Annotated in this window: 23 protein-coding genes; 10 read left to right on the top strand and 13 right to left on the bottom strand. The window is 42.1% G+C overall.

Annotated elements, in window-relative coordinates:
• From LEP1GSC194_RS13465 to LEP1GSC194_RS13455, 3 genes are all read right to left on the bottom strand, one after another.
• A complete protein-coding gene (locus LEP1GSC194_RS13465) occupies positions 1 to 978 on the bottom strand; it encodes an LA_2272/LA_2273 family lipoprotein (RefSeq protein WP_036042846.1) in 978 nt (325 codons plus the stop codon).
• Positions 979 to 1,535: 557 nt separating this feature from the next.
• Complete coding sequence (locus tag LEP1GSC194_RS13460) at positions 1,536 to 2,666, bottom strand: cysteine desulfurase family protein (RefSeq protein WP_020774089.1); 1,131 nt, start codon at positions 2,664 to 2,666, stop codon at positions 1,536 to 1,538.
• Positions 2,641 to 3,924, bottom strand: a complete 1,284-nt coding sequence (locus tag LEP1GSC194_RS13455; RefSeq protein ID WP_020774097.1) for a hypothetical protein — start codon at positions 3,922 to 3,924, stop codon at positions 2,641 to 2,643. The genes LEP1GSC194_RS13460 and LEP1GSC194_RS13455 overlap by 26 nt, the downstream gene beginning before the upstream one ends.
• Before the next feature lie 134 nt (positions 3,925 to 4,058).
• Here LEP1GSC194_RS13455 and LEP1GSC194_RS13450 point away from each other — a divergent pair, with 134 nt between their 5' ends.
• From LEP1GSC194_RS13450 to LEP1GSC194_RS13440, 3 genes are all read left to right on the top strand, one after another.
• The gene (locus tag LEP1GSC194_RS13450) at positions 4,059 to 6,080 is read left to right on the top strand and encodes a tetratricopeptide repeat protein (protein WP_020774088.1); all 2,022 of its coding nucleotides are present in this window, start codon (positions 4,059 to 4,061) and stop codon (positions 6,078 to 6,080) included.
• A 15-nt stretch (positions 6,081 to 6,095) separates the two neighbouring features.
• A complete protein-coding gene (locus LEP1GSC194_RS13445) occupies positions 6,096 to 6,884 on the top strand; it encodes a LolA family protein (protein WP_020774054.1) in 789 nt (262 codons plus the stop codon).
• A gap of 102 nt (positions 6,885 to 6,986) precedes the next feature.
• Complete coding sequence (locus LEP1GSC194_RS13440; RefSeq protein WP_020774101.1) at positions 6,987 to 7,754, top strand: enoyl-CoA hydratase/isomerase family protein; 768 nt, start codon at positions 6,987 to 6,989, stop codon at positions 7,752 to 7,754.
• A gap of 214 nt (positions 7,755 to 7,968) precedes the next feature.
• On the opposite strand, the gene LEP1GSC194_RS13435 is transcribed toward LEP1GSC194_RS13440, so the two are convergent.
• Positions 7,969 to 9,660, bottom strand: coding sequence for an FAD-binding oxidoreductase (locus tag LEP1GSC194_RS13435; RefSeq protein ID WP_020774067.1), 1,692 nt, complete (start codon positions 9,658 to 9,660; stop codon positions 7,969 to 7,971).
• A gap of 194 nt (positions 9,661 to 9,854) precedes the next feature.
• Here LEP1GSC194_RS13435 and LEP1GSC194_RS13430 point away from each other — a divergent pair, with 194 nt between their 5' ends.
• Entirely contained in the window at positions 9,855 to 11,507 is a 1,653-nt protein-coding gene (locus LEP1GSC194_RS13430) for a glycerol-3-phosphate dehydrogenase/oxidase (RefSeq protein ID WP_020774059.1), read from the top strand.
• Between the two features lie 2 nt (positions 11,508 to 11,509).
• Here the strand turns inward: LEP1GSC194_RS13430 and LEP1GSC194_RS13425 are convergent, their stop codons facing one another.
• From LEP1GSC194_RS13425 to LEP1GSC194_RS13415, 3 genes are all read right to left on the bottom strand, one after another.
• Positions 11,510 to 12,088 carry a TetR/AcrR family transcriptional regulator gene (locus LEP1GSC194_RS13425; protein ID WP_020774050.1) on the bottom strand — a complete coding sequence of 193 codons (579 nt, stop codon included), beginning with the start codon at positions 12,086 to 12,088 and terminating at the stop codon, positions 11,510 to 11,512.
• A gap of 115 nt (positions 12,089 to 12,203) precedes the next feature.
• Positions 12,204 to 12,695, bottom strand: coding sequence for an Mpo1 family 2-hydroxy fatty acid dioxygenase (locus LEP1GSC194_RS13420; protein ID WP_017810207.1), 492 nt, complete (start codon positions 12,693 to 12,695; stop codon positions 12,204 to 12,206).
• A gap of 198 nt (positions 12,696 to 12,893) precedes the next feature.
• On the bottom strand, positions 12,894 to 13,784 hold the full coding sequence (locus tag LEP1GSC194_RS13415) for a hypothetical protein (protein WP_036042844.1): 891 nt from the start codon (positions 13,782 to 13,784) through the stop codon (positions 12,894 to 12,896).
• 72 nt (positions 13,785 to 13,856) lie between these two features.
• On the opposite strand from LEP1GSC194_RS13415, the gene LEP1GSC194_RS13410 reads away from it, so the two are divergent.
• The 4 genes from LEP1GSC194_RS13410 (at position 13,857) to LEP1GSC194_RS13395 (ending at position 17,622) form a co-directional block, all read left to right on the top strand.
• Entirely contained in the window at positions 13,857 to 14,360 is a 504-nt protein-coding gene (locus LEP1GSC194_RS13410) for an NYN domain-containing protein (protein ID WP_036042842.1), read from the top strand.
• Between the two features lie 2 nt (positions 14,361 to 14,362).
• Positions 14,363 to 15,850 (top strand): MBOAT family O-acyltransferase, encoded by a 1,488-nt coding sequence (locus LEP1GSC194_RS13405; protein WP_020774071.1) that lies wholly within the window; start codon positions 14,363 to 14,365, stop codon positions 15,848 to 15,850.
• 9 nt (positions 15,851 to 15,859) lie between these two features.
• Positions 15,860 to 16,930: a DUF1574 domain-containing protein gene (locus tag LEP1GSC194_RS13400; RefSeq protein ID WP_020774072.1), complete on the top strand. Its 1,071-nt coding sequence runs from the start codon at positions 15,860 to 15,862 to the stop codon at positions 16,928 to 16,930.
• A gap of 83 nt (positions 16,931 to 17,013) precedes the next feature.
• Positions 17,014 to 17,622 carry a glutathione S-transferase family protein gene (locus LEP1GSC194_RS13395; RefSeq protein WP_020774051.1) on the top strand — a complete coding sequence of 203 codons (609 nt, stop codon included), beginning with the start codon at positions 17,014 to 17,016 and terminating at the stop codon, positions 17,620 to 17,622.
• Between the two features lie 156 nt (positions 17,623 to 17,778).
• On the opposite strand, the gene LEP1GSC194_RS13390 is transcribed toward LEP1GSC194_RS13395, so the two are convergent.
• The 4 genes from LEP1GSC194_RS13390 to LEP1GSC194_RS13375 all read right to left on the bottom strand — a co-directional run bounded on the left by LEP1GSC194_RS13390 (position 17,779) and on the right by LEP1GSC194_RS13375 (position 21,104).
• Entirely contained in the window at positions 17,779 to 18,432 is a 654-nt protein-coding gene (locus tag LEP1GSC194_RS13390) for a suppressor of fused domain protein (protein WP_020774062.1), read from the bottom strand.
• A 222-nt stretch (positions 18,433 to 18,654) separates the two neighbouring features.
• Positions 18,655 to 19,386 (bottom strand): SIR2 family NAD-dependent protein deacylase, encoded by a 732-nt coding sequence (locus LEP1GSC194_RS13385; protein WP_020774105.1) that lies wholly within the window; start codon positions 19,384 to 19,386, stop codon positions 18,655 to 18,657.
• Complete coding sequence (locus tag LEP1GSC194_RS13380) at positions 19,383 to 19,928, bottom strand: DJ-1 family glyoxalase III (protein WP_020774107.1); 546 nt, start codon at positions 19,926 to 19,928, stop codon at positions 19,383 to 19,385. Before LEP1GSC194_RS13380 ends, LEP1GSC194_RS13385 begins: the two co-directional genes overlap by 4 nt.
• Positions 19,929 to 19,949: 21 nt before the next feature.
• The gene (locus LEP1GSC194_RS13375) at positions 19,950 to 21,104 is read right to left on the bottom strand and encodes a glycosyltransferase (RefSeq protein WP_017809016.1); all 1,155 of its coding nucleotides are present in this window, start codon (positions 21,102 to 21,104) and stop codon (positions 19,950 to 19,952) included.
• Between the two features lie 389 nt (positions 21,105 to 21,493).
• On the opposite strand from LEP1GSC194_RS13375, the gene LEP1GSC194_RS13370 reads away from it, so the two are divergent.
• Positions 21,494 to 22,372, top strand: a complete 879-nt coding sequence (locus LEP1GSC194_RS13370) for a S1/P1 nuclease (protein WP_020774081.1) — start codon at positions 21,494 to 21,496, stop codon at positions 22,370 to 22,372.
• Between the two features lie 487 nt (positions 22,373 to 22,859).
• On the opposite strand, the gene LEP1GSC194_RS13365 is transcribed toward LEP1GSC194_RS13370, so the two are convergent.
• Positions 22,860 to 23,144, bottom strand: a complete 285-nt coding sequence (locus LEP1GSC194_RS13365) for a hypothetical protein (RefSeq protein WP_020774085.1) — start codon at positions 23,142 to 23,144, stop codon at positions 22,860 to 22,862.
• A gap of 353 nt (positions 23,145 to 23,497) precedes the next feature.
• The gene (locus LEP1GSC194_RS13360) at positions 23,498 to 25,093 is read right to left on the bottom strand and encodes a methyl-accepting chemotaxis protein (protein ID WP_020774108.1); all 1,596 of its coding nucleotides are present in this window, start codon (positions 25,091 to 25,093) and stop codon (positions 23,498 to 23,500) included.
• Between the two features lie 561 nt (positions 25,094 to 25,654).
• On the opposite strand from LEP1GSC194_RS13360, the gene LEP1GSC194_RS13350 reads away from it, so the two are divergent.
• Entirely contained in the window at positions 25,655 to 26,155 is a 501-nt protein-coding gene (locus LEP1GSC194_RS13350) for an SRPBCC family protein (RefSeq protein WP_017809116.1), read from the top strand.
• Positions 26,156 to 26,783 lie beyond the last annotated feature (628 nt).

Raw genomic sequence — 26,783 nt, 5'->3', positions numbered from 1 at the left:
TCATTTACAGTAGTTGAATCCTATCATCACGGGAAGCAATCCTTTCCCGCAGAAGTTTAAAAGTCCGAACTCCAAGGTGGGTTCGTCCGTGTCTTCCTCTCCGGAAGCGTTGATCAAACCGATATGAATTCCGGTTCCTCCGTTCAAAATGCCCACGTTGATTCCTTCTCCCTGAATGTTCAAGGCTCCGAGATTGAAACCGCTCCCTTTTTCGTTCATAATTCCTACGTTGACTCCCTCCGAGGCTATGTTCAAGGCTCCGATCATCAAACCCTTGGTTTGGAAATTCCCCGCTCCTACGGTAAGATCAAATCCGGACCTTTGTTTTCCGATGTTGACGAGACCGGCTTGTAATCCTTTCGAATCCCCTTCGGAATAATTTACGAGGCCCGCTTGAATTCCGGCTCCTTTATCTTTCGCACTGTTGATGAGAGCGATTTGTGCTCCGTATGTGCTTCCATCCGAAGTGTTTACAAGTCCTACTTGAGCGCCCACCATACGATCCCGACTTGAATTGTAGAGAGAAACTTGGGCTCCGTAAGTATTTCCCTCGGAAGCGTTTACGATTCCCACTTGGCCGCCGATCATCAGATCTTTGCTTGAATTGTAGATCGAAACTTGGGTTCCATACGTATTTCCTTGAGAGGAGTTTACGATTCCCACTTGGCCGCCGATCATCAGATCTTTGCTTGAATTGTAGATCGAAACTTGAGCGCCGTAAGTATCTCGGTTCGAGAGATTTACAATCCCGACTTGACTCCCGATCATTCGATTTTGAACCGTATTATAAATACCTAAATTTAAACCGATCAGATTTTGCAGTTCCCCGTAAAGAAGATTGAATCGAAGTATTTCCGTATCCGTTTTCGGAGGAACCCTAGTCGTAATTCGGGGAGTCAGTGCAAAGCCGCAATTCAACATTGAGATTCCGCACAAAAGAAGAAACGCATTTGTAGTGTGTTTGAAATTGATTTTCATAATATAGGAAATGGGTGAGTGTAACACTCCAAAAAATGGAACAGAATGTCAAACTCGTTTTACTCATCTCTACATAATAGAGTGTCTAAAATTCTGCCTCTAAACGTGGGATTTGTGCTCAAACTAACGGTACTCTATTTTATAGGGATCAGTAATACGAACAATGGATTTTCGGTAGTGTAAAGTTTAAGTCAAAAACTATTTTTCGAATATTCGATTGGCTAAAACGATTTACAGCGCGTCCCAAAACCTAGTTCTACTTTATCAGAAAGATCAAGCTGCAAGGTTCTGTCCCAGTTTTGGGACAGGTTCTTATATCCATCGAAATAAAAACGAATGATCCATCGTGATCGGCTCGCAACGCAATTCAGACGATCCACCTCAAAGGATTCCTAAAAATAAGATACGAGTTCAAAGAATGAATTCAAAAAAGAACCGACCGCTCAATTTGAAACAAGATCATTCTACTTTGCAATTTCGTTTTTTAGAATTTGTTCGGTAGGGCGACATTCAAATTTAAAATGTGACGCGGTATGGATTTTAATCGGAATGGATATTTATAAATCATCGACCAACGCTTTCAAAACGTCTCTTATCTTTTTACAAAGTTCTTCCACTTCTTCCTGAGTCGTAAACCAGCCGGTGGAAATTCGAATGGCGCGTAACGCTTCTTCTTCCGAAAAGCCCATCGATAAAAGGGACGGAGCCGGCTCTCTGGATCTGGACTTACAGGAAGATCCGGTGGAAACTACAAAGCCCGCTTCTTCCATTCCCATCATAAAAAAATCGACGTCGTCCGTGGGAAGGATACAAAAGGAAGTGGAAGGAATTCGAATTGTATCTTTTCCGACGATCTTACAACCGCATCCTTCCAAAACGGCTTCGATTTGCGTTTGAAAATTTTTCAGGAGATCGTTTTTCTTTTTTTGCTCCGGAATTCTACGTTTTAGTACTTCAGAAAGTGCTAATATGGAAGGGGAGTTTTCCGTTCCCGCCCTGTGATTGTTCTCCTGGTTTCCTCCCCGAAAGATCGCAAATTCCTTTTCCGCAACCAAGTCGGAGCGGATCCAAGTTCCCGCGGCTCCCATTCCCGCTCCGATCTTATGGCCGGAAAACGTAAATCCGTCCAAAAGTTCAAAAGGAATCTCCAATTTACCGAAAGACTGCATAAGATCGCCAAAGAGGGGAACGGAATACTTTTGGGAAAGTTGATAAACCTTTTCCAAAGGCTGAATCACACCCGATTCATTAGCAACGTGTAATATAAAAATCGGAGAGGGATTTTCTTTCAAAAGTTCTTCCAGATGAACTAGGTCGATTTCGCCTTCGGACAAGGAACGGATTTTTTGAAAATCGAATCCCGCAAATTTCAGAGCGGAATACATCGAAGAATGTTCCAAAGAGGAAACGATCGCACAACCGCCAAACTTCCCTCGGATTGCTTGCGCGAGTAAGTGATTGGATTCGGTTCCTGTGGAAGAAAAAACGAATTCCTTTGCGGGTTTGCCCGTATAAAATTCCAAAGTTTTCCGGGCCTCTTCTATCTTTCCTTGTCGGCTTAAGGAGAAACGGGTCGCTCCGGACGGATTGTAAAAATCGGAAAAGTAATCGTTTTGAATTTCTACGAGTACGTCGGAAAACGGAGGATGAGTCGCGTTGTAGTCAAAATAACGAATCTTCTTCGACATAGAGTTCATCCGCTTCTTCGTATCTTTCTTTTTTTCTGAGAATGTATCTGAGAAGTTTTTTTCGATCTTCCACAAGATCGCTTCTTCCGCCGCCGTTGACACGATAGGCTTTGTCGATCGTATAAAGGTTCATTTCGAGTTGTTGTAATTCTTTCAAAGCCTCGTCGAGTTGTCCTTTGCGGATCTGGGCGCGTACGATCATCAGTCCGGATTCGAAAACGGAACCTTTTTCCAAGAGGTTCGATTTGGAAGTTTCTCTAAAATAAAAGATCGCTTTGTTCAAAAAGAAAGGGTCCCGTTTTCCGAGTTGGTAATTGAGCATTCCTCGTTTCATTAGCAATTCGTCATATTCGACCGTACCCGGATCGGAAAAGAAAAGTAGTTTTTCCAGAATTCCGTCCGCTTCCAAAGGAGAAATGGAATTGAGCCCCGTTTTGTAGATCCCGAACGCGAGTACATTGAGGGCCTTTTTAAAATCGTTCGTACTGACTTTGAGATTTCTTTCCCGATCGATCACAAAAGAATTGGATTTGATCTGGGACCATACCCTCATCTGATTTTGTTTTTCGGTCAATACGTTCGGCGGATCTTCTCCGGAATTGCAGGAGAAAAAGGATTTCGGTTTTTTCGTTTCTTCCATCACGATCCGAACCGCTTCTTCTGTGTTTCGAACGTAGTCCGCGTATGCAAGCAGAACTTCTTCGGGACGACAAACGGCTAACGCGGTTTTTTCGATTTTTTTAGGAACGTTCAAGTCCGGACCTGAAAAGTTCAAGGCTCTTTTGTAATAGTCCAAGGCTTCGAGTACGGTGGGAGAAACCGTTTTCCAATATTCTCCCGGATTGAAACTTCCCGTGATCGGATTTCTGGATTTGGAAGAAAGTTTTTTTCCTCCGGATTCATCGTTCATTCCGGAGTCTTTGAATCTCCAGATCGATATGGAATCCGTCCAAGCGGGTCTGTATAAAACGTTATCCCTTCCGCTCAAAGAATAATAATAAAGACAGGCTTCCCGCATCACATCCAAATCCGGAATTCTTTCTCCCAGATCCTGATAAGAAATTTCTCGTTGTAAAATCGAGTCTCCTTTTTCGATAAATTCTTCGGCGGTTTTAAGATCGTAACCCGGCGGACGAATCGCAAGTGCGAGTTTACTCAATAATTTATATCGATTGGGGAGAATCCACGCCGTTGCGATCACCCAGACAAAAAGCAGGAAGAATACGTACTTTCGATTTTCTCGAATGTAGGTTAACAAAGTTTCGAACTCTCAGGCATTGGAAAATTGATTCGACTCCTGGATGGATCGGTTGCAGAATGAAATTCAGGACCTGCAGAAAAGATGGTTCCCGATAAATGGAACATTCTATTCAAATCTGTCCCGTTACCTGAATGAATCAAGCAAATATTAAAATCCAGCGCAATCGACTAACACGTTTCCGTTCCTTTTTTTTTGGTTCCTTGACAGTTTCGGTCTGCTTATTTCCGATCTCGGTTTTTTCCCAATCCGAATGCGAATATTCCGGATCGCATGTCGCTCCGGAATTTTTTCTTTCTCTTGCGTTTGAAAAACAAACGAACGCCGCGAGAATGCAGTTTCAGGAAAAATCCAAAAAGGCCTTTGAAGAATCGGTAGAATATTACGATCGGTATTTTCTTTGTTCTGCGGCGCTTGAGCGACAAGTTTCCCCCGTGTCCAGAGCGGCAAAAGCCAACGTACATTTTTATCTGGGACAATTCGAAAAAGCGGAAAAAGAAGCGGACGCCGCCATTCTATCCGATCCGGGTTTCAGAGACGGTTATCTTTTGAAGGCGAGAATTCTCATTCGTTTCGGAGAATTTCAAAAGGCGAGCGATTTCCTCGAAGCGAACCTAAGTCGTTTTCCGGACGATTCCGATTTTCTCTATCTCTTGGGCTCTCTCAATCAAGAACTCAAAAATTATCCGAGAGCGATTCTTTATCTTACGTCACTCAGCGATTCGATTCGAAATCGGGAAGGAAATCCGAAATACAGATCCTTTGTGGATAAATCCTTGGGTGAGATATATTTTGTGAACGGCCAACCGCAAAAGGCGCTTTATTTTTTAAGCTCGTATCTGCATCAGAATCCGAGCGATATTTCCGCAAGACTGACTCTCGCAAAAATTTGGAATCAACTCGGAAAATTTTCCTCGGCTCGAAAGGAACTGAACCGGATTTTAAAGACCAAAAAAAATCTTTCCTCCGTGGAACATCTGCTCGCGGAAATGTACTTTATAGAGAGTAGGGCGACTGCATTCGAATATTTTAATGTTCTCAACCGAAATTCCAAAATTCCGAAGGACGGAGTTTTGGAGGGTCTTTATCTCGTTCTGCTCGGAAAATATGCGGAAGCGAAAAATCTGCTTCTCCCCGTAAAAGAAAAGTTTCCGGCTCGTTTAGCGGTTCGACTGGCGATGTTGGACGTGTATGAAAAAGAAAAAAATTCGTCCTTGTATCTAAAAGAACTCAAGGAAGTAGCGGAACTCGTATTCGGGATGCAACAGTTTTCACTCGCAGAAAGAACCGCACAAAGGGCGCTTGCGATTCCGGATAAAACTTCCGAGTGGAGTGACGCGGAGATTTATGATTTTCTCGCTTCCTGTCACGAACAATCCGGTTACGTATATCGTGCGATCCTAATGTCCAGGAAGTCGGTTGAAAACGCGCGAAAGGAAGAAGAGAAACTCAAGTTTCAGTTGCATCTTGCGTATTTACTCAGGGCGGATCCTCCCGGAAAAAAGGAAGAAGCCGAGGTTATTATCCGAAACGTTCTTCGGGCTCACCCGGAAGTGGCCTATGCGAGATATTTACTCGGAATCGTTTTGGCATCCAAGGAAAAGTATAAAGAAGCATTAGAAGAATTGAATGTAGCGATCGAAACGGAAGCCGGAAACGGAGTTTATTACTTTTATAGGGCGTCCGTTCACGAGAAGTTGGAACATCAGGATTTTATGGAGAAGGATCTGAAAAAATCCATCGAGATCGATCCTGGAAATCCGATGGCATACAACTACTTGGGATATTATCTTTCCGAAAAAGGAATTCGTTTGGACGAATCCCTTGCGTTAGTCCGCAAAGCCGTCGAACTGGCGCCGGATAACGAAGCGTATCAGGATAGCCTCGGTTGGATTTTTTTCAAACTGGGAAATCACGACGAGGCGCTTTTACACCTGCAATTGGCGTATCAGATTCTAAAAGACAAGGGAGAAGAAGATCCGGTGATTTTGGAACATATCGGGGACGTTTATAAGGAAAAGAGTCAAGCGGTAAACGCGATCGCTTATTGGGAAAAAAGTCTGAAACTTTTTAAAAAGAAGGAAGATATTTCCAGGATTCAAAAAAAACTACAAACCGGTTTTCCCGAAACCGGCGGAAATCGAAACAATAAATAGAAAGAACGAACGGTTATGAAATTTAAACTTTATTTTAATATTCTAATATTTCTTTGGATCTGTATCGGATGTGCTACGACTCAAATCGAAGAGATCTCGTTTCCGGATAAAGGAAATCTGAAATTCCTTTCCTCTAAAAATCCGGAAGCCGCCCGCGTTTTAAAATCCGTTCGCGATTTGGAAACGAAAAATTCATCCTACTCGGGGGAGTTTTCGATGCGGATCGAAAACTTCGTTCCGAAAAAGGAAAGTTTTTCCGCGGACGGAAAGATCTTTTACGATAAACCTTCCGGAAAGATGTACATAGAACTTTCCGATCCTTTTTTCGGAATGGTCGTTTCCAGAGTGTATACGGACGGAAGTTCGATTCATATCAAAACGGCCACCGGCGGTCCTCAGGTTCTTCCTATGGGAGATATTCTTTTTAAGGATCCGAGCGGTAAAAAACAATCCACGATTCCTTTTCCCGTTTTATATTCTCTCTTATCCAACAATAGTTCAGGACTTGCGGGGACGGATCCGATTTTTGTGAATCTTTCCGAAAGGGCCATTCTCGTTAAAAAACCGGGAGAGGATATCACATTCTGGATGACGGATTTTGGAATCAGTTCCGTGGAACTTCTTTCTAAAAAAAGCAATCTAAAAGCCATTACGAAAGTGCAGGGAACGGTTTCTTTTCCGCCGAAGACTACGATCACAAGAATCGTAGAACCGAAAACGAATCAGGATCAGAATAAGATCGAAATCAAAATGAAGAGGGTCGTTCTGTCCGAGACGATTCCCGCTTCCAAATTTCAATTCTAAAAACAAGGATCGAGATTTACAACGGTGAATCCAAGAACGACGTAAAAAGTTTGTCGGCGTTTATTAAGTATATTTAATTTTCAATCGAACGAGGTGCTAACGATGTTTTCCGAAATCAGAAACAATCATATTCTGGAACTCTATATCGAAACCAACGAAGTCAATTCTTTGAACGGAGACTTTTTCAAAACGATTTCGGCGAAGTTGGATGCAGCCGCTCAGGATCCAACGATCAAGGCGCTGATCCTAACGTCTAAGAACGAAAAGTTTTTCTCAAACGGGTTTAATCCGGATATCTTTGTCGGAAAAACTTTGGAGCAAATCCAAGACGTTTTGCGTCTTGCGTTAGACACCGCTTCCAAACTTCTCTTTTTTGAAAAGCCGATGATCTGCGCGATGAACGGACATTCTATGGGCCTGGGCGCGGTGTACGCCATTTTTTGCGATTATAGAATCATGGTGGAAAAAAAAGGAAGACTCGGATTTCCCGAATCTCAGATCGGAATTAACTTTCCATCCGTTGCGGGTTTTATGCTCAAAGAAACCGTGGGAATCACAAAGGCCCGCGATCTTTTGTATTCGGGTAAAGGTTTAAAGGCGGAAGAGGCATTGGAGATCGGTTTGATCGACGAGGTCGCGTCTTCTGCGGAAGACCTGATGGTGCGCGCCCGTAAATACTGCGATCAATTCAAGGATATGGCGATGGGTTCCGTAACCGGGATCAAAGTTTCCCTCAGAGATCCTGTGCGGATTTTTGCGGAACACAACGGGGAACGAGACGTCAAACTTCTTTCCGAAGCGGTGTTTTCCAGGAACGGTCAGGAAGGTATGAGATCCATTCTCGAAAGAAGAAGACCCGTATTTCAGTAAATTCTAATTTAGAAAAGAAGAATGGAGCAGGGCCGGTTTGGAAGTCGCCTTTTTTGTGGATGCCTATTTTAACGTGAGTTCGGTACAACAAATGCGAAAGCGATTGAAGCGGAATCAACAAATTGGAATGACGAAAGAAAACCGTTTTTCGAGCAAACATCGAGTTTCCGTTTAATACATTTATTAAAACGAAACTCGATGTTCACAAAAAATCTCAATGAAATACCTTACCGGGATTCAAAATTTCCTTTTTATCGAGTTCTTTCTTAAACGCCTTTAGTCCGAGCAAAGCCGGTTTGGAAGTCGCCTTTTCATACCAAACCTTGTGATCGAAACCGACACCGTGGTGGTGAGAGATCGGAGCCCCGTTTTGAAAGAAGGTTTCCGAAACCATTCGTTTCATTTTGAACCACTGGTCCGCAGGTTTTTTCTCATCCATCGGAAAGATGACCGTATAGTAGAGACAAGCGCCTTCGTGATAACTGTGCGAGATATGACACATCGCGATCGACCCCGGAATCGATTTTTCCAAAGAGGCGATTCCTTCCTTATGAAGATGTAAAACGCGATCGTAGGTCGTGGAAGTTTCCATCGTATCCACTCCGATTCCGTTTTCCATCAAATGATTGCGTAAGAACGGCATGTTGTATCTGGAATGAATCCACTGCTCGCCCAAATGCGTTCCCGCATAAAGTCCGTGGTATTTGCCGATAATCGATTTGATCTTGGAAAAATTTTGGGAAACGTCTTCCTTACGTCCGTCGAGTCCGAGAAGAACCACACATTTGTCTTTGCCGAGAGATTTCCATTTGAGAACCTGATTTTGGATCCGATTCTTGATCCAACGGATCGGAGTCATTTTCTTTCCAAGAGCACCTAACGTTTGATAAAGACGAGTTTCGTTTTTATCGGAAAGACGGATCATGGAGGTCGGAATTTCCCTGTGATTGACTTCGCGGATAAAATCGACTCCGGCCGCAAAATTCGGAAACACGATTCCGAAATACTTTCTCGTTTCCGGAAGTTTATGAACCTTGATCGTCGCCTCCGTGATCACTCCGAGCAGACCTTCGCTTCCCGCAAAAATTCGATTCAGATCGGGACCGGTGGAAGAGGCGGGTTCTCTCAGAGTTTCGACGACGCCCGAAGGAGTGACCATCTTCAAACAGGTGAGAATCTCTTCGATCTTTCCGTAACGATTGGATTGTTGTCCGGCGCTTCGAGCCGCGATCCAACCGCCTAACGTGGAATATTCGAAAGACTGGGGAAAATGACCGAGAGTAAATCCTTTGTCGTTTAACAATTTTTCGAGTTTGGGTCCGTAGACTCCGGCTTGAAACCTGGCAAGATGACTTTCCTCATCCATGGATAAAAGGGAATCCATTCGGGTCGTGTCCAAGGAAAGTACATGTTTTTGTCCCTTACCTTTGATTACCTCCAGGCCTCCTACGACCGAAGAGCCGCCTCCGTATGGAATTACGGTCACGTTGTTCTTGGAACAATATTCCAGGATTTTGGAAACTTCGGATTCCTTGTTCGGATAAATGACTCCGTCCACAAAACTTTTGAGAGTGTTGAACGAAAGTCTGAGAACGTCGTAATAACTTCTTCCCGCCGAGTGAAGGACTCTTTCTCTTCTTTCTACGGAGAAATGTTTGGCTCCGCCGATCTTACTCAAATCTCGAACGTGCGCCGGAGTGAAGGACGATTTCGGAAGAGTGATTTCTTCCAAGGCAAACGGAGGTGTTTTTCGAATTTCGGAGATTTGAAGTTCTTCGGAAAGAAACGCAAGAATTTCCTGCATTTGTCCGACTCTGAAAAAATCCTGACCGTAAGCGCCCCAAGCGTTCCATCTCAGGCTATCCCTTGAATAATCGATGTTGGAGTTTAGTTCCGTATAAAACATAATTTTTTGAATATCTCCGATGATAAGATGTAAACGGTAATGGCGTTTCCTAACGTTCGACTTTTTTCAAAAGGAAGGTTAGATTTTGAAACAAATCGCAGGAGTCGATATCCTACAATCCAATGATCGAATCCTTCCGGTTCTACTTTCTAAAATCGGAAGAATCCGATTCTTTTTAAAAAACCGAGATTGATATGCCAACCAATAAAAAGTTATCTTCTTCAAAAACAAAATTATCCCGAAACTCCGGAGTTTCGATCTACGACTTGTTGGTTATTGGAGGAGGAATTACGGGGGCGCACGTTCTCTGGGACTCCACTTTGAGAGGTATGAAGTCCGTTCTTTTGGAAAAAAACGATTATGCTTCTGGAACCAGTCAGGCGACGTCGAAGATGATTCACGGCGGTCTGCGATATTTGAAAAATTTCGAGTTGGGGCTTGTGCGAGAGTCCCTTCATGAAAGGGCCACGTTGGCAAGGATCACTCCCCAAGCGGTTCAGACGATGGGAATTTTGGTTCCGATTTATACCAATGTCGATCGGTTTGTTTTGAAAGTGGGAATGGAACTGTATAACGCGCTTTCTTACGATCGAAACACGAATATCTGCAAGGATCGATTGATTCCGAAATACGGTTTTCTTTCCAAAGAGCAGACGATTATGGAATCTCCCACCATCGAACGCGACAAACTTAAAGGCTCTTACTTATATTACGATTATCTAAATTTAAATCCCGAAAGACATACCTGCGAATTTATCTTTTCCGCAAGGGAAAAAGGAGCCGAGGCAAAAAATTATACCGAAGTGATTTCCATAGTTCGTTCCGGCGATTCCTTATACACCGTAATCGCAAAGGACAAGATCTCCGGAAAGGAAATCTCGTTTCAAACCAAGTCCGTCGTAAACGCGGCCGGACCCTGGGCGGACATCGTCGAATCCCTTGCGGGAGTGGAAATCGATAAACATCTCGTGAGGTCCAAGGGAATTCACGTCGTTACCAGAAAAATCTGCGGAGATAAAACTTTGGTGACGAAAAAAAAAGACGGCACTCACCTTTTTATCATTCCTTGGAGAAATAAAACGATCATCGGAACGACCGACACGGAATACGCCGACAATCCGGATAGGTTTCGAGTTACCAAAAGGGACATCGAAGAATTGTTAAGCGAAGTCAACAATTCCTTCGGATATACGGACCTGACCCTGGACGACGTGGATTTTTACTACGGAGGTTTAAGGCCGCTCGTCGAGGATCCGGGCGAAACCAAATCCACATACAATGCTTCCAGAAAAACGGAAATTTTCGATCATAAGGAATCCGGATTCCCCGGTTTTTTTACCGCCATGGGAGGTAAATACACCACAAGTCGGGGGGTGGCGGAGGAAGTCGTAAACAAGGTCGTCGATTATCTTCCCGGAAATTTTCGAGTTTGCGAAACCGCCGTGATCCCGCCCGATACCGGAAATTATTCGGATGTTCTTTCTCTTATAAAGACGCTTGGAAAAAAATTTCCAAAGTTAAGCGGAGAAACGATCGAAATACTTTCGTTTCGTTACGGTTCACAGGCGTATCGGATTCTTGAGAAGAGTACAGCCAAAGAAGAATTTTACGCTCTTCAAAACGGGGAAAAATTCTTTGAAAGCGAAGTTCGGTTCATTACAAACAGGGAAGACATTCGGTTTGCGACCGATTTTTTCTTTCGCAGATCGGGTGTGGGTGTTCCCGGTTTGCCGGAGGAAAAAGAAACGAACAAACTCGTTCGTTCTTTGGCAAAACATCTGCGTTGGAATCCCGCCCGGATCTCCCAAGAGGTTAGATCGATAAAAGAACGTTACAAGATATACTGAAGTCAAAACGTGAAGGAGTTGGAAAGAAGGATCGACATAAAGTCCTTGATAATTTCGGAAGTGTCCGAAAGTTCGATCGAGTCTCCGTCCACAATTCTTTGAACCACGGTTCCTAAAATCACGCTGATTAAGATTCGATTTAAAGACGGATTTGTAACACCGAGATGTTTTGCAATGATGTTGACGTATTCTTTCATAACATCGGCGATCAACAGTTTTTCTTCCTCGTGATTTTTCAATCGGGAAACGTCGCAAATAATATATAAGAGATTTTGAAAGTAGGCTTCCCGAATTCGGACCATCTGGAACAGAGACTCCACTCTGGTTTCAAGGGTTTGTCCGGGATTTCCTTTGGAGTAAAGTTGTAATTCTTCGATATCTCTGTGTAAGACGAACTTTATCAATTCCTTAAATATATCTTCTTTCGTAGTAAAGTAGTGATATAAAGTCCCCGTGGAAACGTCCAGTTCGGTCGCGATTTCCCGCATCGAAACCGCTGAATATCCTCTTCTAGCAAGAATATCCACGCACTTGGATAGGATCTCCATTTTGTATTTTTCATGATTTACTATCTTAGGCATCGGATTTCCTCGGGTATTTTTCTCGATAACTCGTATTTACTGACGATCGACCGCTTTTACAGTCGATTGGAAAAATCGGCTTTTGTTGCGATCCGAAACCGGGACCAGCAAACGATCAGTAGGCGATTTTCAATTTTTGATAGATGAATCCAAGCAGCCAAATCGGACCGATCATTAAAAACTGAAGATCCTTGAAGAAAGAAGGTTTTTTACCTTCGATTTTATGGCCGATAAACTGTCCGATCCAAGCTAAAACGAAAATCGTAATCGAAAGTTCTAAAATTCCATACGAATACGTTCCGAGTAGGATTGGAAGAACCGTTCCTTGGAGAAGAACGATCAGATAAATCATCAAAGAACTTAAAATCAACATTCCCAGCGCTAATACAGGCGAAAGGCGAACGTAAAATGCAAGCGCTAGGACGAGTGAGATCGTCGCAAAATTTAAATAAGGAACGGACTGAAAAAGAGAAGGCACAGGAATCGACCAGAGCAGTCCGATGACAGTAAAGTAAATCAACGGAACACAAATCCAATGTATATTTTTATTGATTGGATTACGGTGGCTTTCTGCGTATTCGTTAAACCAGGTTTCTACGGATTTCATAACAACTCCTCTGGATTAAAAATTTTAAACGTTCGAAATAGAATCGCAAGTGTTTTTTATAGAACTCCCTAGATAAAATCCCAAACTTCAGTTAGCGCGAGCGATTCGATCGACAATCTTTCTTAGGTAGATACCTCATGTTAAGAAAGTTTAAAATCTTGTCGGGTTTAGATGATTTTTGAGGCGTTTACAACAAATTCAAAGAGGTTTTTCTTCGGGAGGGGTTGTCGGATTTTCTTTTTCGAATTTGTTTTCCGATTGCGATTTGATTTCGATCGGAGTTTCCAAGGGTCTTGTGATCCTTTCGAGGGGAAGTTTTTTTACGTGATTGGCCATCTCTTTCAGGATGGCTTCGGTGACTTGTTTCATGATTTCACCGGTGACCTCGTTTTCCAAAACTTCCGTAATCATAGAACTGATATCCTCTCCCAGTCGTTTGGAAACTTCGCCCATAAAGGGAATTCTGGACAATTCTCCCAATAAAAATTTGGATTGAAGAGATTCGTTTACTTTGGCGTTGAACTCATCCTGATGAAGTTCGAAGGCGCGTTTAGCGAGCCTACTGTAGTCGAGGCGAATCATAACTTCTTCCACTCTTTCCAAAGAATGTAAAAATACAGCGTCCGCGATCGTATCCACGATCACGTCCCTAAATCGGAACGTGATTTCTCTCGTAACGATATCGCTTAAGTTTTGTCCGGATTGACCTAACTTGTAGAATGCAATCAGGATTTTTATGCCTCTTAACAAAAGAAAGGGCCGCAAAAAATAAAACGGAATCACTCCTACGATTTCATACCAATTCATCGAGAAGTAGGTTCCGGGGGTTTTGGATTTTCTAAACTTAGTTACGAGTTCCATCACCCAAATCACTAGGACAAAAAAATCAAAACCGATCACATAGGCGTAGAGTTCTTTCGGAAGAATTTCCTTATAAGAATTGTAGATCAAAAGTAGGAGAACGTCTAAGGCCGCAAAAGAAAGTAGAAATAAATCTTTTCCCGAACCGGGCAACGCTCGGAACCATAGATAGAAATGCCGGATGTTAAATTTGTTGACCCGGACAGGATAACGTTCGGAATCAGCCATTTTACTCATAATCTCCCCGGAAAGGTTGGTTTACAGTATTTACGAGAATGGGATTTTGGTCACTACAATTCCATGTCATCTCAAGTGGCGATTGACGGCTTCAATCTGATTTATAAATTCCTAGATTTGGAAGAATGTATGGTTCAGAATCGACTTTCACAAGCAAGACGGGGACTTTTGGAACGGATCGAATCGTATTCAAAAAAAAAGAAAAAACAAACCTTTCATATTTTCTTCGACGGAAAGAAAGAAGTCGGCAGCGAAGTCTTTCAGGAAACCTTCGGAAAATTGAATGTGTATTTCAGTCGGGACAGAAAGGCGGACGATCTGATTAAGGAATTCGTTCGAACCAATGTTCGTCCTTCCGAAATTCAAGTGGTCAGTTCGGATAAAGAGATTTTTTTTCACGCAAAAAAATGGGGAGCACATCCGATTACCTCCGAAGAATTTGCCGCAATCGTCACCGCGGAAATTTTTCCTCCTAAGCCGGAAGCCGACGCCGATGAATTCAAAGATAAAAAATTGAACTCCGAAGAATTGGAATATTGGAAAAATTTATTTAGGAAGGGCAGATAACGGTGCTGTTCAACTCGGTTACTTTTGCGATTTTTTTTGCGATCGTTTATGTGATCTACTGGTCGGTTCCGAAAAAAAAACGTCCCGATTTTTTGATTCTTTCCAGCGCCTTCTTTTATGTATGGTTCTCCTGGATTTTTTTTCTTCATTTCCTGCTCGTCATCCTACTCAATTATTTTTTCTATCTTCGGATCAAAACGTCCGGGGAAAATTCCAAACGATGGATGATTGTGTCGGTTCTTTTTAACTGTATCAATCTCGGATTTTTTAAATACTTTTATTTCTTTTCCAGGGTTCTCGCGGATTTGACCGGTTATCCGTTCTTTCAAGAGATTCAAGGAGTCATTCAGATCATCCTTCCGCTCGCAATCAGTTTTTACAGTTTTCAGATGATCGCCGCGGCCGTGGACGCAAAGAGAAATCCAAACGGAGAAAGTATTTCTCTGAAGGGTTATTTCTTATTCGTTTTATTTTTTCCCGTTTTGATCGCGGGGCCGATCATGAGAACCGGGGATTTTTTTCCCAACTTAAATCATCTCGAGCCGGATCGGAATAAAATCTATAACGGCTGTTATTTGATGATCTCCGGTTTGATCAAAAAGGTTTTGATCGCAGATCCCTCTGCGGGATTGATCTCTCCGATCTTTTCTAGTCCCGAGACGTATGATTCAACTTCTTTGATTCTCGCAGGAATCGGATATTCGATTCAGGTTTTCTGCGATTTTTCGGGTCTGACCGATATGGCGCGCGGGGTCGGGGCGCTCCTCGGTTTTTATCTGCCGGAAAACTTCAAGGCTCCTTTTTTTTCCTTAAGCGGAAGAGAACTCTGGCAGAGATGGCACATAACGTTATCCTTTTGGCTTCGGGATTACATCTACTTTTCTTTGGGCGGAAGTAAGGTCGCGCAGTGGAGAACGCATCTAAACTTGATTCTTACTATGACCCTCGGAGGTTTTTGGCACGGCGCGGACTATACGTTTATCGCGTGGGGATTTTATTGGGGAGTTCTGCTCGCGGGAGAAAGATATTTGGAAACTTCTCTCGGATGGAAACTGACTCCCGAAAAAAATATCGTTTTGAAAATTTTCAAAGCCTTTTTCGTATTTTTACTTTTCTCGTTCAGCGCGGTCCTTTTTCGAGCAAACAACGCAAAGACAATGGTTCAACACGTAATTGGAATATTCAAAAATGCTTCATCCTTGATCGAGTCTGAAATTTCAAGTTCCACAACGACGGCTTGGATAGGAGAAGCGGGAAGTTTGATCGACGGAAATTCTTTCTTTCTTCTCAATCAAATGGAAAACGTGGAAAAATTCTTTTATCTGTTCTTAGCCTTGGTTCTTTTCAATTGGGTTCAATACGTTCCCGATTTTTGGAAACGTTTTCGAAAATACGATCCTTGGCTTCTTATAGGCGCGGGTGTTATTACCGTTTTTCTGCTCGCTTTGTTCTCCGAAGACTCGGGCGCGTTTATCTATTACAAATTTTAGGAGAATAGAATGTTTCGGAATCGATTTCTTTTCGTTCCTTTTGTTATATTCATCGTTTCATTCGGCATCGATAAACTTGTCAGTTCCACGGCGTTCGAACCGTATTATTCCCTCACTCTTTCCGATTTGAACTTCAGACATAAGGAATTTCTTTTCGAAGAATTAAAAGATTATCTGGGAAAAGAGGATCGTAAAAAAGTTTTGGTCTATTTCGGAAACTCGAGGGCGCTTTTATTCAGAAAAGATTATATAGAAAAAAAGTATCCGGATTGGGTGTTGTTTAATTTTTCCGTGCCTGGAGGTTCTCCGGATTATTATCTCTATTGGTTGGAGCGGTTTCAATCCGATTCCGTAAAACCGGATTTTATCCTGATGGACGAATCGATCGAGATCTTCAATTCTTCTTCCGTATTAACCTTGGACGAGGTTTTATTTTACGGTCTCAGCGCTTCTTTCGTTTTCAGACACGTGGACCGATATTCTTCCTCGGATCTTACCGGTTATATCTCCAAGAAATTATTTCATACGACTAAAAATCGTCCGAGGCTGAACGTAATTCGTGCAAGAGCGAAGGACGGTGGAATTCTTGCAAAGGGTTACAGCGAACTTCGATCAAAGATCTGGGAGAATTTAAAAAAACAAAGGGGGAGTGCGACCTCCGACGCAAGCCCTCGAATCGTGTTGCCTTCTGAACTCTTAAAAAAAAGATCCAATACGGATTTTAAATCTTACTTAAGCCCGTTTACGTTTAATTCGAAGATGCTTGCCAATCAAGAGGATGCGATCCGAATCGTGAAAGAGATCCGAGTTCCTTATGCTACGATTTGGGTCAGGGTGGCCCGGCCTTATTTCGAACTCTATAAAACCAGAAAGGTTCTTACCGACGAAAAAGATCAAAAAACTCCCTACGACATTATGCTACCTATTTTAAAGAAATTGCATGAATCTACCGAAACTCCGTTCTGGAATATGAACGAAGACCCCGAATATCATTGTGACGATTTCAGCGATCCGGGTCATATGTCTCCGAATTGTTTTAACGATTACGCGGATTTTATTTTTACTCGATTGCCTAAATGAAGCGGGGCTTTTGAAACTGTTAAACCCCGCCGCAGAGTAAACGCGGGTAAGAATCGTTTTCCCGTCGAAAAAAGGAGAATACATTGAAACTTTTTGAATTTGATATTTCCGGAAACAGCCACAAGGTGCGTCTGCTGTTATCCATGCTGAATTTGGAATATAAAAGTCATCCGGTGAACCGTTTTGATCGTGAGCAAAAATCCGAAAACTTCCTAAGAATGAATCCGTTCGGTCAGGTTCCGGTTTTAAAAGACAAGGAAATTTTGATCCGGGACAGTCAGGCGATTTTAGTCTATCTTGCAATCGAATACGGCGGCGATAAATGGCTTCCTAAATCGGGAGCGGGTACGGCAAAGGTGATGGAATGGCTTTCAACGGCCGCCAATGAAGTTGCACGCGGACCGGCGGCTTTGCGCGTTTATCATAAATTCGGACAATCCGTGAATGTGGAAGAAGCGACTGCAATTACGGACCGTCTTCTGAAAATACTGGAGAATCATCTGGATGGAAATCTTTGGCTTGCGGACGCGAAAATCACGATAGCCGACATTGCGATGTATCCGTATCTCGCTTTGTCTAACGAAGGAAAGGTCGACTTGAGGCCGTATGAGAAGATTCGAAGTTGGATGCGGCGAATCGAAACTCTTCCGGGTTTTATTTCTATGCCCGGCATAAAATTGCAGAATGTCTGATAGGATGCCTAGTTTAGCCCGCGACGTACATTGATCTTGATTCGATATGCAAAATGAGAATCTCGATTCGCTGTTAGCAATCGAATCAATCCGGGACAACGGAATCGAGAACGATTCATGCTGTCTACAAAGATATGATATCGGACTGAAATCGATTTATTCTATTTCGGTGATATACAGTTTCGTTTTCCTCTGAATCTCGGATATCGTTCCGGAACTTCCTTCGGATTTTATCTTTTGCAAGGTTTCGCTGTCGATGCCGACCAATTGCAGAAAATTTAATATTCCATAAGGTGTATCCGTCGACGGCAGTTCAGGATCTTCCACAAATAAGACGCCGGTTAGTTTTGTTTTTTGAGTTTCGTCAATCGGACGGCCGAAGTTTATACTTTGGGTGGGGCCGAGGCCGGCACCGGTCATTGCATACGCGGCGATGTCATTCATCAAAGGCATGGGCCAAATCGGAGGTGTTTGGTGACTTCCTTTTTTCAATCGAAACGTGAGTTCGTATCCAAGTCCGCTAAAATCCGGGTCGTCCCACGTTTTTTCGAAAAGTTCGCTGCAACCGTAGCTAACGTAAAGCCAATGATCGTCTAAATCGAAAACCGCCAATTGATACAGAACCGATTTTCCCGTTCTATCGTGAATCGGCATTATTTTGGGAGTAATCGCCGATGATAACATTTTGGAAGGATATGTCTTTGAAGTGATTTCATCGATCGCGAGCCAGCCTAAACTTTCCGGTTCTTGAGTCGGATCGTAAGGTTCTTGATCCTTTCGGGTCTTAAAAATTTTCGAAAAAATATTCACGGCCAAAGTTCCTTTGTTCTTTATTCTAAATGAAATGTTGATTCGTAACTCTAACTTTATCCGCGGTTGATTGGTTCGGATAACGGACTCATGGAGCGATTTGATGCGAGTTACTCATTCGGTTTATAAGACAATTTTTGAAAAGGACCTATGTCAATTTCCTTTTCGGAGAAACTGCTGCGGTATTATAAAATTGAATTCAATCTCGGGCTTTTGATCGGTTCAAATCGAAATGATTTCGTGGATGAGGTCGGGTAGAATTTCACCCGATTTTCCTTTTAAAAATAGATCGACAGAGGGGGTAAAGGAACTTTCTTCCGGGTTGATCTCGATTATTATCGAACCTGATTCTTTTGCGATCTCGGCCAGATAAACGGGCATACTAACGGCTCCCGACGTGCCGATGATCAAAAGGAGATCCGTATTTCGCATTCTCAGAATCGACTGTTTGAGTTTAGATTCATCGTAGGATTCTCCAAACCAAACGACGCCGGGGCGAAAAAGTGACCCGCAAACATTACATTTCGGAAGCGGCTCGTTTGGAGTTGAAATCGGAATTAGGATTTCATTGTCGCAGGAACTGCAACGATTGATAAAAATGTTTCCGTGAATTTCAATGAGCTTTTTCGAACCGGCTCTCGAGTGAAGGCCGTCCACGTTTTGAGTGATCAGAAAGAAATCAGTATGACGTTTTTCTAATTCTGCAAGCGCTTCGTGTCCAGAATTTGGATCTTTGGTTTCAATAATACCTCGTCTCCAGAGATACCATTCCCAGACCAACTTCGGATTTTTTTGAAAGGCCTGGGGAGTTGCAAGGTCTTCCGCACGAAAGTTTTTCCAGAGACCGTCCGCTCCTCGAAACGTGGGAATTCCGCTTTCCGCAGAAATTCCGGCTCCGGTGATCGCCGTGATTTTTTGGAAGTGATGTTTGTGTTTGGAAACGAATTCTTTCATTCAGGAAGTTGAAGAGCGGATTTGACTTTTAACATCGTCTCTTCACCGCTCAAAATCCGAACGAGTTCCAAGGCAAATTCAAATGCGGATCCCGGCCCCACGCTCGTTATGATCTTTCCGGAGATTTCCAGTCTGGATCCCGTATAACCGGGAGCGTCGGATACTACACCCGGAAACGCTGTAAAACGATCCTCGTTTGTAAGAATATTCTGATGTACTAAAATACTCGGCGCTGCACAGATCGCCGCTATCCATTGACCGTGTTTTTTTGCGTCTTTGAGAAGTTCTACGATTTTAGGATCGGCTCCGAGAGCTTTGGTACCGCCGTTTCCTCCCGGAAGTACGATCATATCGAAGTCATGAATTCGGATTTTATCGATGACCTCGTCGGCCAAAAGTTTGACGCCTCTGGAGGCGGTGACCGGACCTTTTTTGAGGGAAGCGCTCGTGACTTGGATACCGGCGCGCCTCAGCACGTCCACGATGATCACCGCTTCCATTTCCTCCATTCCTTCCGCGAAAGGAACCAAAACCTTGACCATAGATTCTCCTTTAAACTCGAATCAATCCTTGGAACCTTTCCACGTGACGTTTAAGTTTAAGAAATAATTTGTAATCATCGCCGTTAAAATGGCGAACGAATCCGAGATTATTTTAATCAGAAGTCCGGAAGATTGCAATTCATAGACGAAAATTCTATGATACAAAAGCTGAAATACGCTGATTTGAATCAAAAGCCCCAAAAGGCTTACGAGATGGAATAAAACCAATCCCCGGATGAGCTGAATTCCTATATAACGTTTTTCATAAAAGGTAAAATAGTTGTTCAAAACAAAATTGGAAAGAATGGACATCTCGATCCCGAAAAGAACCGAAGTGTAGAGCGGATTCAAAAATCGAAAAGGGGTGGAAATTTCCGGAAAACGAAACGTTTCCGCGATCAAAAACCCGGATAAATTTACGAGCACCCCGAATGAACCGACCAAGGAATAAAGAAAAAAAGTAGGGGATATTTTTTTTCCGAATCTAAGATCGAGCAGCGCGATCAAATAGTTTCGAATCACCGATCCGTCCAACTTCGTTTTGCCGAACCGTCTGCTCTGAAACGTATAGGCGACTTCCGAAATTTTCGGTCTTTGTTCCGATACATTCAAAAATTCTAATAGAATTTTAAATCCCCTTGGATTGATCCGATCGGCCGATTTTTGAAAATAGGAACGGGAAATCGCGAAGTACCCGCTCATCGGATCGGAAACCGGAATCGGCAAGAGTAGTTTTGTGAGACGAGTTGCAAACACACTGAAGTTTTTTCGAATCCAAGACCAGTCGGAAACCGAGCCGCCGTTTATATATCTGGTTCCGACGCTAATGTCCGATCTATTTTTTAGAATCGGAGATACGAGAGTGGGAAGAATTTTTTCGTCGTGTTGAAGATCCGCATCCATCACGACGAAGACCTTTCCTTTTGCGACGGACATTCCCGAGATTACCGCCGAAGAAAGGCCTCTGGCTTCCATTCTACGAATGACGATTAGATTTTTATGAACGGTTTTTAAATTCTCCGCCACCTCCCAAGTTCTATCGGGACTATTGTCGTCTATAAGAATGATTTCGTGAGGATACGCTTTAAGAACCTTCGTAATTTTCGGAACGAGAATCTGTATGTTTTCCCTTTCGTTGTATGTGGGAAGAATAACGGAAACATCAGGGGTTGTCATGGGGTTTTTAGAATTTCAGAACAAGGTTCAATTGTAAATCCATTCACACAGGCTCCTACGATTAAAATTTCCGTTCAAATCGTCGTTTTGCGGGTTATATCGCGTTTATAATTTCATTTTATAGAGGATCCATAGAGAATGAGGCACCTATTTCGCGACCTATCGAACAACCCGTAGGAAACGAGATTGAGTTGAGGAAGCAATTCATTGAGTTTATTTCCCACCACCTAATACTCAAGTAGAATGATTATTCATAGTCGGCTTAAATATAATATATTCAATTTTTATAATTTAATTCCTTAAGTGATGTTTGAAAGTATGATCTATCCTTTTGAATTTTACTTGTAATAAAATTCATATTTCTGAAAATTTAATGAGGAGAAATTTGAATGAAAACAATCAATCGGGTGAAGTTTGCAATTTTGATTACTGTTACTTTATTAGTAAATTCAAATGTTTATGGATGGGGACATGAAGGGCATGAGGTAATCGGAATGATTGCGCAGAAGATATTAGAGAATTCTAAAGGATTTGAACAAATAAATAATATTTTAGGAAAACTAACTTTAGAACAAATATCCACGTGCCCCGACGAACTTAGAGTATTCCAATCCGAAAAAAGACCGATGAGTCCGATTTGTAATCAAATATTTACGGATCCGCAGCCGCCCACAAATACCGGTTCATGGCACTTTATAGATATTCCCGTTTCTTTGGTTACTCCGACGCATGAAGATATCGTAAAAATTTGCAAATCTTCTTGTGTGATCACTGAAATCGATAGATGGAGTAGCGTGCTGGCGGATTCCACCCAAACCAATGGAAAAAGATTACAAGCGCTTTCGTTTGTAGTACATTTTATTGGAGATATACATCAGCCATTACATGTCGCAGAAAGAAACAATGATCTTGGCGGTAATAGAGTCAGAGTGCAAATCGGAAAGCGTAGGTCTAGTTTACACGGAATTTGGGATACGAATCTAGTGAATTTTATCAGCACCAATCCTATCACAGTATCGATTATTTTAAAACCGGACATTGCTTTTGCACAATCCGAAGCACAAAATACTCCGGAGGTTTGGGCTCTCCAAGGTTTTCAATTTGCTCGTAATGTAGCTTACGACGGAATTCCAAACGACCGTTCAACGGTAAAAATCTCGGACGCCTATATTCAAAACGCAACACCGGTAGTGAAACACCAGCTTGCAAATGCAGGAGTAAGACTCGCGCAACATCTTATTAAAATATTCTCAAGTTCGAATCGATAAAATCCAATAAAGGTTCTACGAGGAATTCAATTGAAAAGATTCATTTGGTTCTAATCCGGTCTTTTTTTGAAGGAGATTTTTTCTTCCTAGTTTCTCGTAGAATTGTTCTTGCGTTGATTATATCTGGCGGGGCTTCAAATCTACGAATTCATTGAGGATCAGACTTTTTTCTTACTTGAAAGCCCAACGGTATCTTTTCCTTGAAGATCTCGTATCTCCAGTAGATTCAGTTTCATAATGCACTAGATTGATTCTTCTAAGATTTGGAGTAGATTTTTTTTATTTGATGCAACAGTCAACTTCCGATAATACATATTATGTCTCATTGCGAGAAAACAAGTGAAGGAGGGCTACTCACGTAAGCGATCCTCTTCACTAGAAAGTTGTCGTTTTAGCTTGTCGATGAAAGTCCGATCCGGGTAAACGCCAGAAGAACCCGGTAGCGGAATGCCAGAAAATAAAATCATATAGATAATAAAAAAGATTTTTAGTAATACTGACCGAGAGTGATCGTAACGATCGTTTTTTGATTATCTTTTTTATTGATGCACTCGCATTTGATCTGAGCGGATTGACTGTAATATCCTTGGTGTGCTGAAAATCCGGGAGCCGCCTTACAGCTTTTATATATTCCCTCGTTTACCAAACGATTACAGGCTTCCTGGATGGCGGCTTCCGCGTCGCTTGCTTGAGAAAACACTTTGCCGGGAAGCAAAATTCCCGCTAAAATTGAACTTAAAAATAAAGCCGTTTGAAACCATTTTTGAATCATGAAAATTACTTCCTTACGAACTAAGAACAGATAAACTACTGGATTAAAATTTCAAGAGATTATTTTAGAAAGGATTTATTTAACAACAAATTTCTAAAAAATCGGATTGTAAAATCCTATCTAAAATAGGCCTGCGGACATCTTAAGTCCTGGTATGTTTAAACAGCGCGCCCAAAACTTAATTTTACTTTATCAAAAAAGTTAAGCTGCAAGGTTCCGGCCCAGTTGGCGGACAGGTTCTTATATGAACCAAACTTGCTACAAACGAATTATGACTCTTTACTTACACGGATGATATCATTTTCAAAATTCAGGTTCCTATAAAACTTCTCTGCCATTTTTAGCTTCTCAGATCAACCTGCGGATTGAATACTCAAAAGCCTAAGTTCGGAGGCTTGCGTTTTGATTTTCACGATTTCTTCTTGGAGTTGCCCTGAATCTTCGTTGATCTCGTTGATTTCCGCGCCCAAATTTCCTATGGTCTGGACCATTTCTTTTTGCCCCATCATCTGTTCTTGGGTGGATCTGAGAATTTTTTCGGAAGTTAATTTGATTCGATTCACTTCGGAGACGAACTTTTGAATGATCGATTTCTGTTCCAGATAAAACAGATTCATCTTATCGATTCGATCGGCGGTATCTAAAATTTTCAGCTTTTGATTTTCGGTCAGATCGCCCGTTTCCGTAGAAGCGATTCTGGCTTCTTCTATAAATTTTCGCGACTGATTGACGATCTCCGAAATCGATTTAGCGTTACCGGAAGTGAATTCCGCAAGTTTACTCACCTCGTTTGCGACGACCGCAAAACCTCGACCCGCCACACCCGCCCTCGCCGCTTCGATCGAAGCGTTCAAAGCGAGAAGATTGGTCTTGTCCGCGATTTCGCTCATGATCCGATTGATCTCATCCACTTTGTTAAACGAATTCGTAATATCCATAAGATAAGATTTCGTTTTTTCGGCTGCGAGCGTAACGTTTTCCATGTCTTCCTTATTCTCTTTGGCGAAAACGGCGAGAGCCTCGCTCAAGGACGCGCTACTCTTTAGGATTTCGTCTAACTTTTCAGAATTCCCGACAAGCTCACTCAAACTCAGGTTTTGGGTTTCGATGGAATGGGTCGTGTTGGAAGAAGAGACGGAAAGTTCTTCGATCACCGCGTTTACTTCTTCGATGGCGGCGGCTTGCGATTCCATCTTCTCGCCGGTACGATTGATAAAGTCGGCGAACTTACGAATAGACGCTTCTAGATTTTCAGCCGAATCTTCCAGGGCCTTACGATCTTGGGTAAGTTTATCCAAAAGAATTTGAGAATCCTTATAGAGTCTGGAACCTTCGTCCGTGAGTTTGTCAAAGAGTTTCATCAACTGAGCTAGAATGACGCTTGCCGTGAACAAAAAAGAAATCTTAACGATCTGAACCGAAAAAATCATATGGCCTGAAACTTTCCCTAATTCGGGATTTTCCGTGAGAACCATACCGTTTAACCAAGCTACGTAAATCGCACATCCAACGCCTAACGCGCTAAAAAACCCGATTAAAAGAACGAATCGACTTTCTCCTAAAAGAGAGGAATACATCATGATATAAAAATAAATGAAGAACAGAAGCATATTCGAAAGAGTACCCGAGGAAAGCGCAGCATCAATGGAGCAATCCGCCATCATAATCAAAGAAAGAATGTTCACGTCCAAGAGAACTAACGTTTTCTGAAAACGAACCCCTACCTTACCCGAACGATGAAGAATGAATTCCAAAAGACAATATCCGGCCATCAGAGCCGTTCCTGCGACGTGGGCGATCACTTGAGTGGGATGACTCGTTTTGGAAACGCTGATTAATGTAAGAGAGAAAAGAATGACCAATCCGAATCGAATTCGATTGATGACAACGGCTCCTTCCTTCCAAATTTGATGGATGGACGACTTTTCGGATCGCATTGGACTCAGCATAAGGATTCTCCTGTAAAGAAGTTAATTCTGAAAGCGCAAATAAAAAAGAAAAGCAAAAAGTACGGAATACAAAAAAGTCGACGAATCATTTTGGCGCCCGCCGGAGAAAAGTAAATTCAAAGAATGTAATATTCTAAAAACGAAGTAAAAAGTAAAAAGGCTCCGTCGCCGCGTCTCGTCCGGGGTTCGGCTATCGCCTCCGTTCCGAAAAATTGATTCCGAACGATTGTAAAAACCGGCAACAAAACGGCGCCTTAACGTGAATTTCGGAACCGCTTCGCGCCCTACCGGCCGCTGGCGCATCGTAAACCGAAAACTTTCGTAAACGGATCCAAAGATTTGCCTTGACAAAAAATTTCGGATTGTTAAGGAAGAATGGTTATTTTCAAAGGATAAAGAAAAAGAATTTTGAGAAAATTTCAAGTTCTAAGGTTTTACCGAGAACAAGTAGTATAACAGGGTCGCCGTCTAAATGGCGGATTTTTACCGAAGTTTACGATACTCTAATATATTCTGGATTCAGTAAGGTTTTAAAAGTAAGACGAGAGAAAAGGAACAAGTATGAAAATATTATACGGCATTTTGGGAACGATCGCTTTTTTTGTTTTAGGATTTTTCGGTTTAGGAATTTTTGCAAATCCGAAATTCGAAGGTAATATTACCGGAACGATTCACGCCCCTGTGGAAAAAGTATTCCGGCATTTATTGGATTTGGAAAACCTCCCGAAATATAGAAAAGAAGTCACCGAAGTGATCATCGAAGGAAAGAATGCAAAGGGATATCCGATTTGGAAAGAAGGAACGGATATGGGAGGATTTATACATTTCGAAATGATCGAAAAGGAGGAAAACTCTCGGGTTCAAATTCTGATGAAAGAAAGCAGTTTCGGAATGAAAGGGACCTGGGATTATAGACTACAATCCGACGGATCCAAAACAAATATTACAATTTACGAAAGTTCGGAAATTTCAAACGTTATGATACGAGCGATCTTTGCGCTTGTGGGGAAAGACGCAAATCTCAAAAAAGAACTTGAGATTTTAAATACCGTTTTTCCTTAAAAAGAAATATTGAATTTGTACAAAACATAAGAGACTTGAATTTAAAAGAATATTTTTGAATGAAAGCGAGAAATTAGGATTTGTTTGAATCGAACCTTGCAAAACTTAGGGTTTGATTTCAAGGGAACTTTTTATAAAATGTTAGCCGAAATCGGCCAAAATAAAGTTTTGTAAAAATAGAAAAAAATTTTGTGCGAAGTTCTTGATGTCAATTCCACTCGGTTTTTTAACCCTCTGTCCGAAACACTACAAACTCCTCAAAAAATCGAGTATGAGTGTTTATTATAATCAACTTATATAAGTTTGGGTTTCGTGAGTAGGTAAAATCTTAATTCGGATCCATAACGAGTCGTAAGATTTTCCGTTTTTTGGATTCTATAAATTTTTTCTTAATTTGCGGAGGCTGAAAAGACGAGTTTTTTTAAAATAAAATGCAGGCGTATAAAAAGCTCCATTCTTGTCGGAATACTTACATTTTGTTGTGGGGTGTAAAGTCCTAACTCCTAATTTCTATCCATCCACTAGCCACTTGAAACGTTGGAATTCCCACACTCTTCCCGTTTTACGATAAGGCTTAATTCTAAAGATCTATCAACAGATTCTCTAAATAGATGAATAATCGATTTAT

The sequence above is a fragment of the Leptospira alstonii serovar Sichuan str. 79601 genome, from assembly GCF_000347175.1.
Lineage (GTDB): Bacteria > Spirochaetota > Leptospiria > Leptospirales > Leptospiraceae > Leptospira > Leptospira alstonii.
The sequence above is the reverse complement of the archived record's forward strand: the minus strand, read 5'-3'. Positions and strand labels throughout refer to the sequence as shown.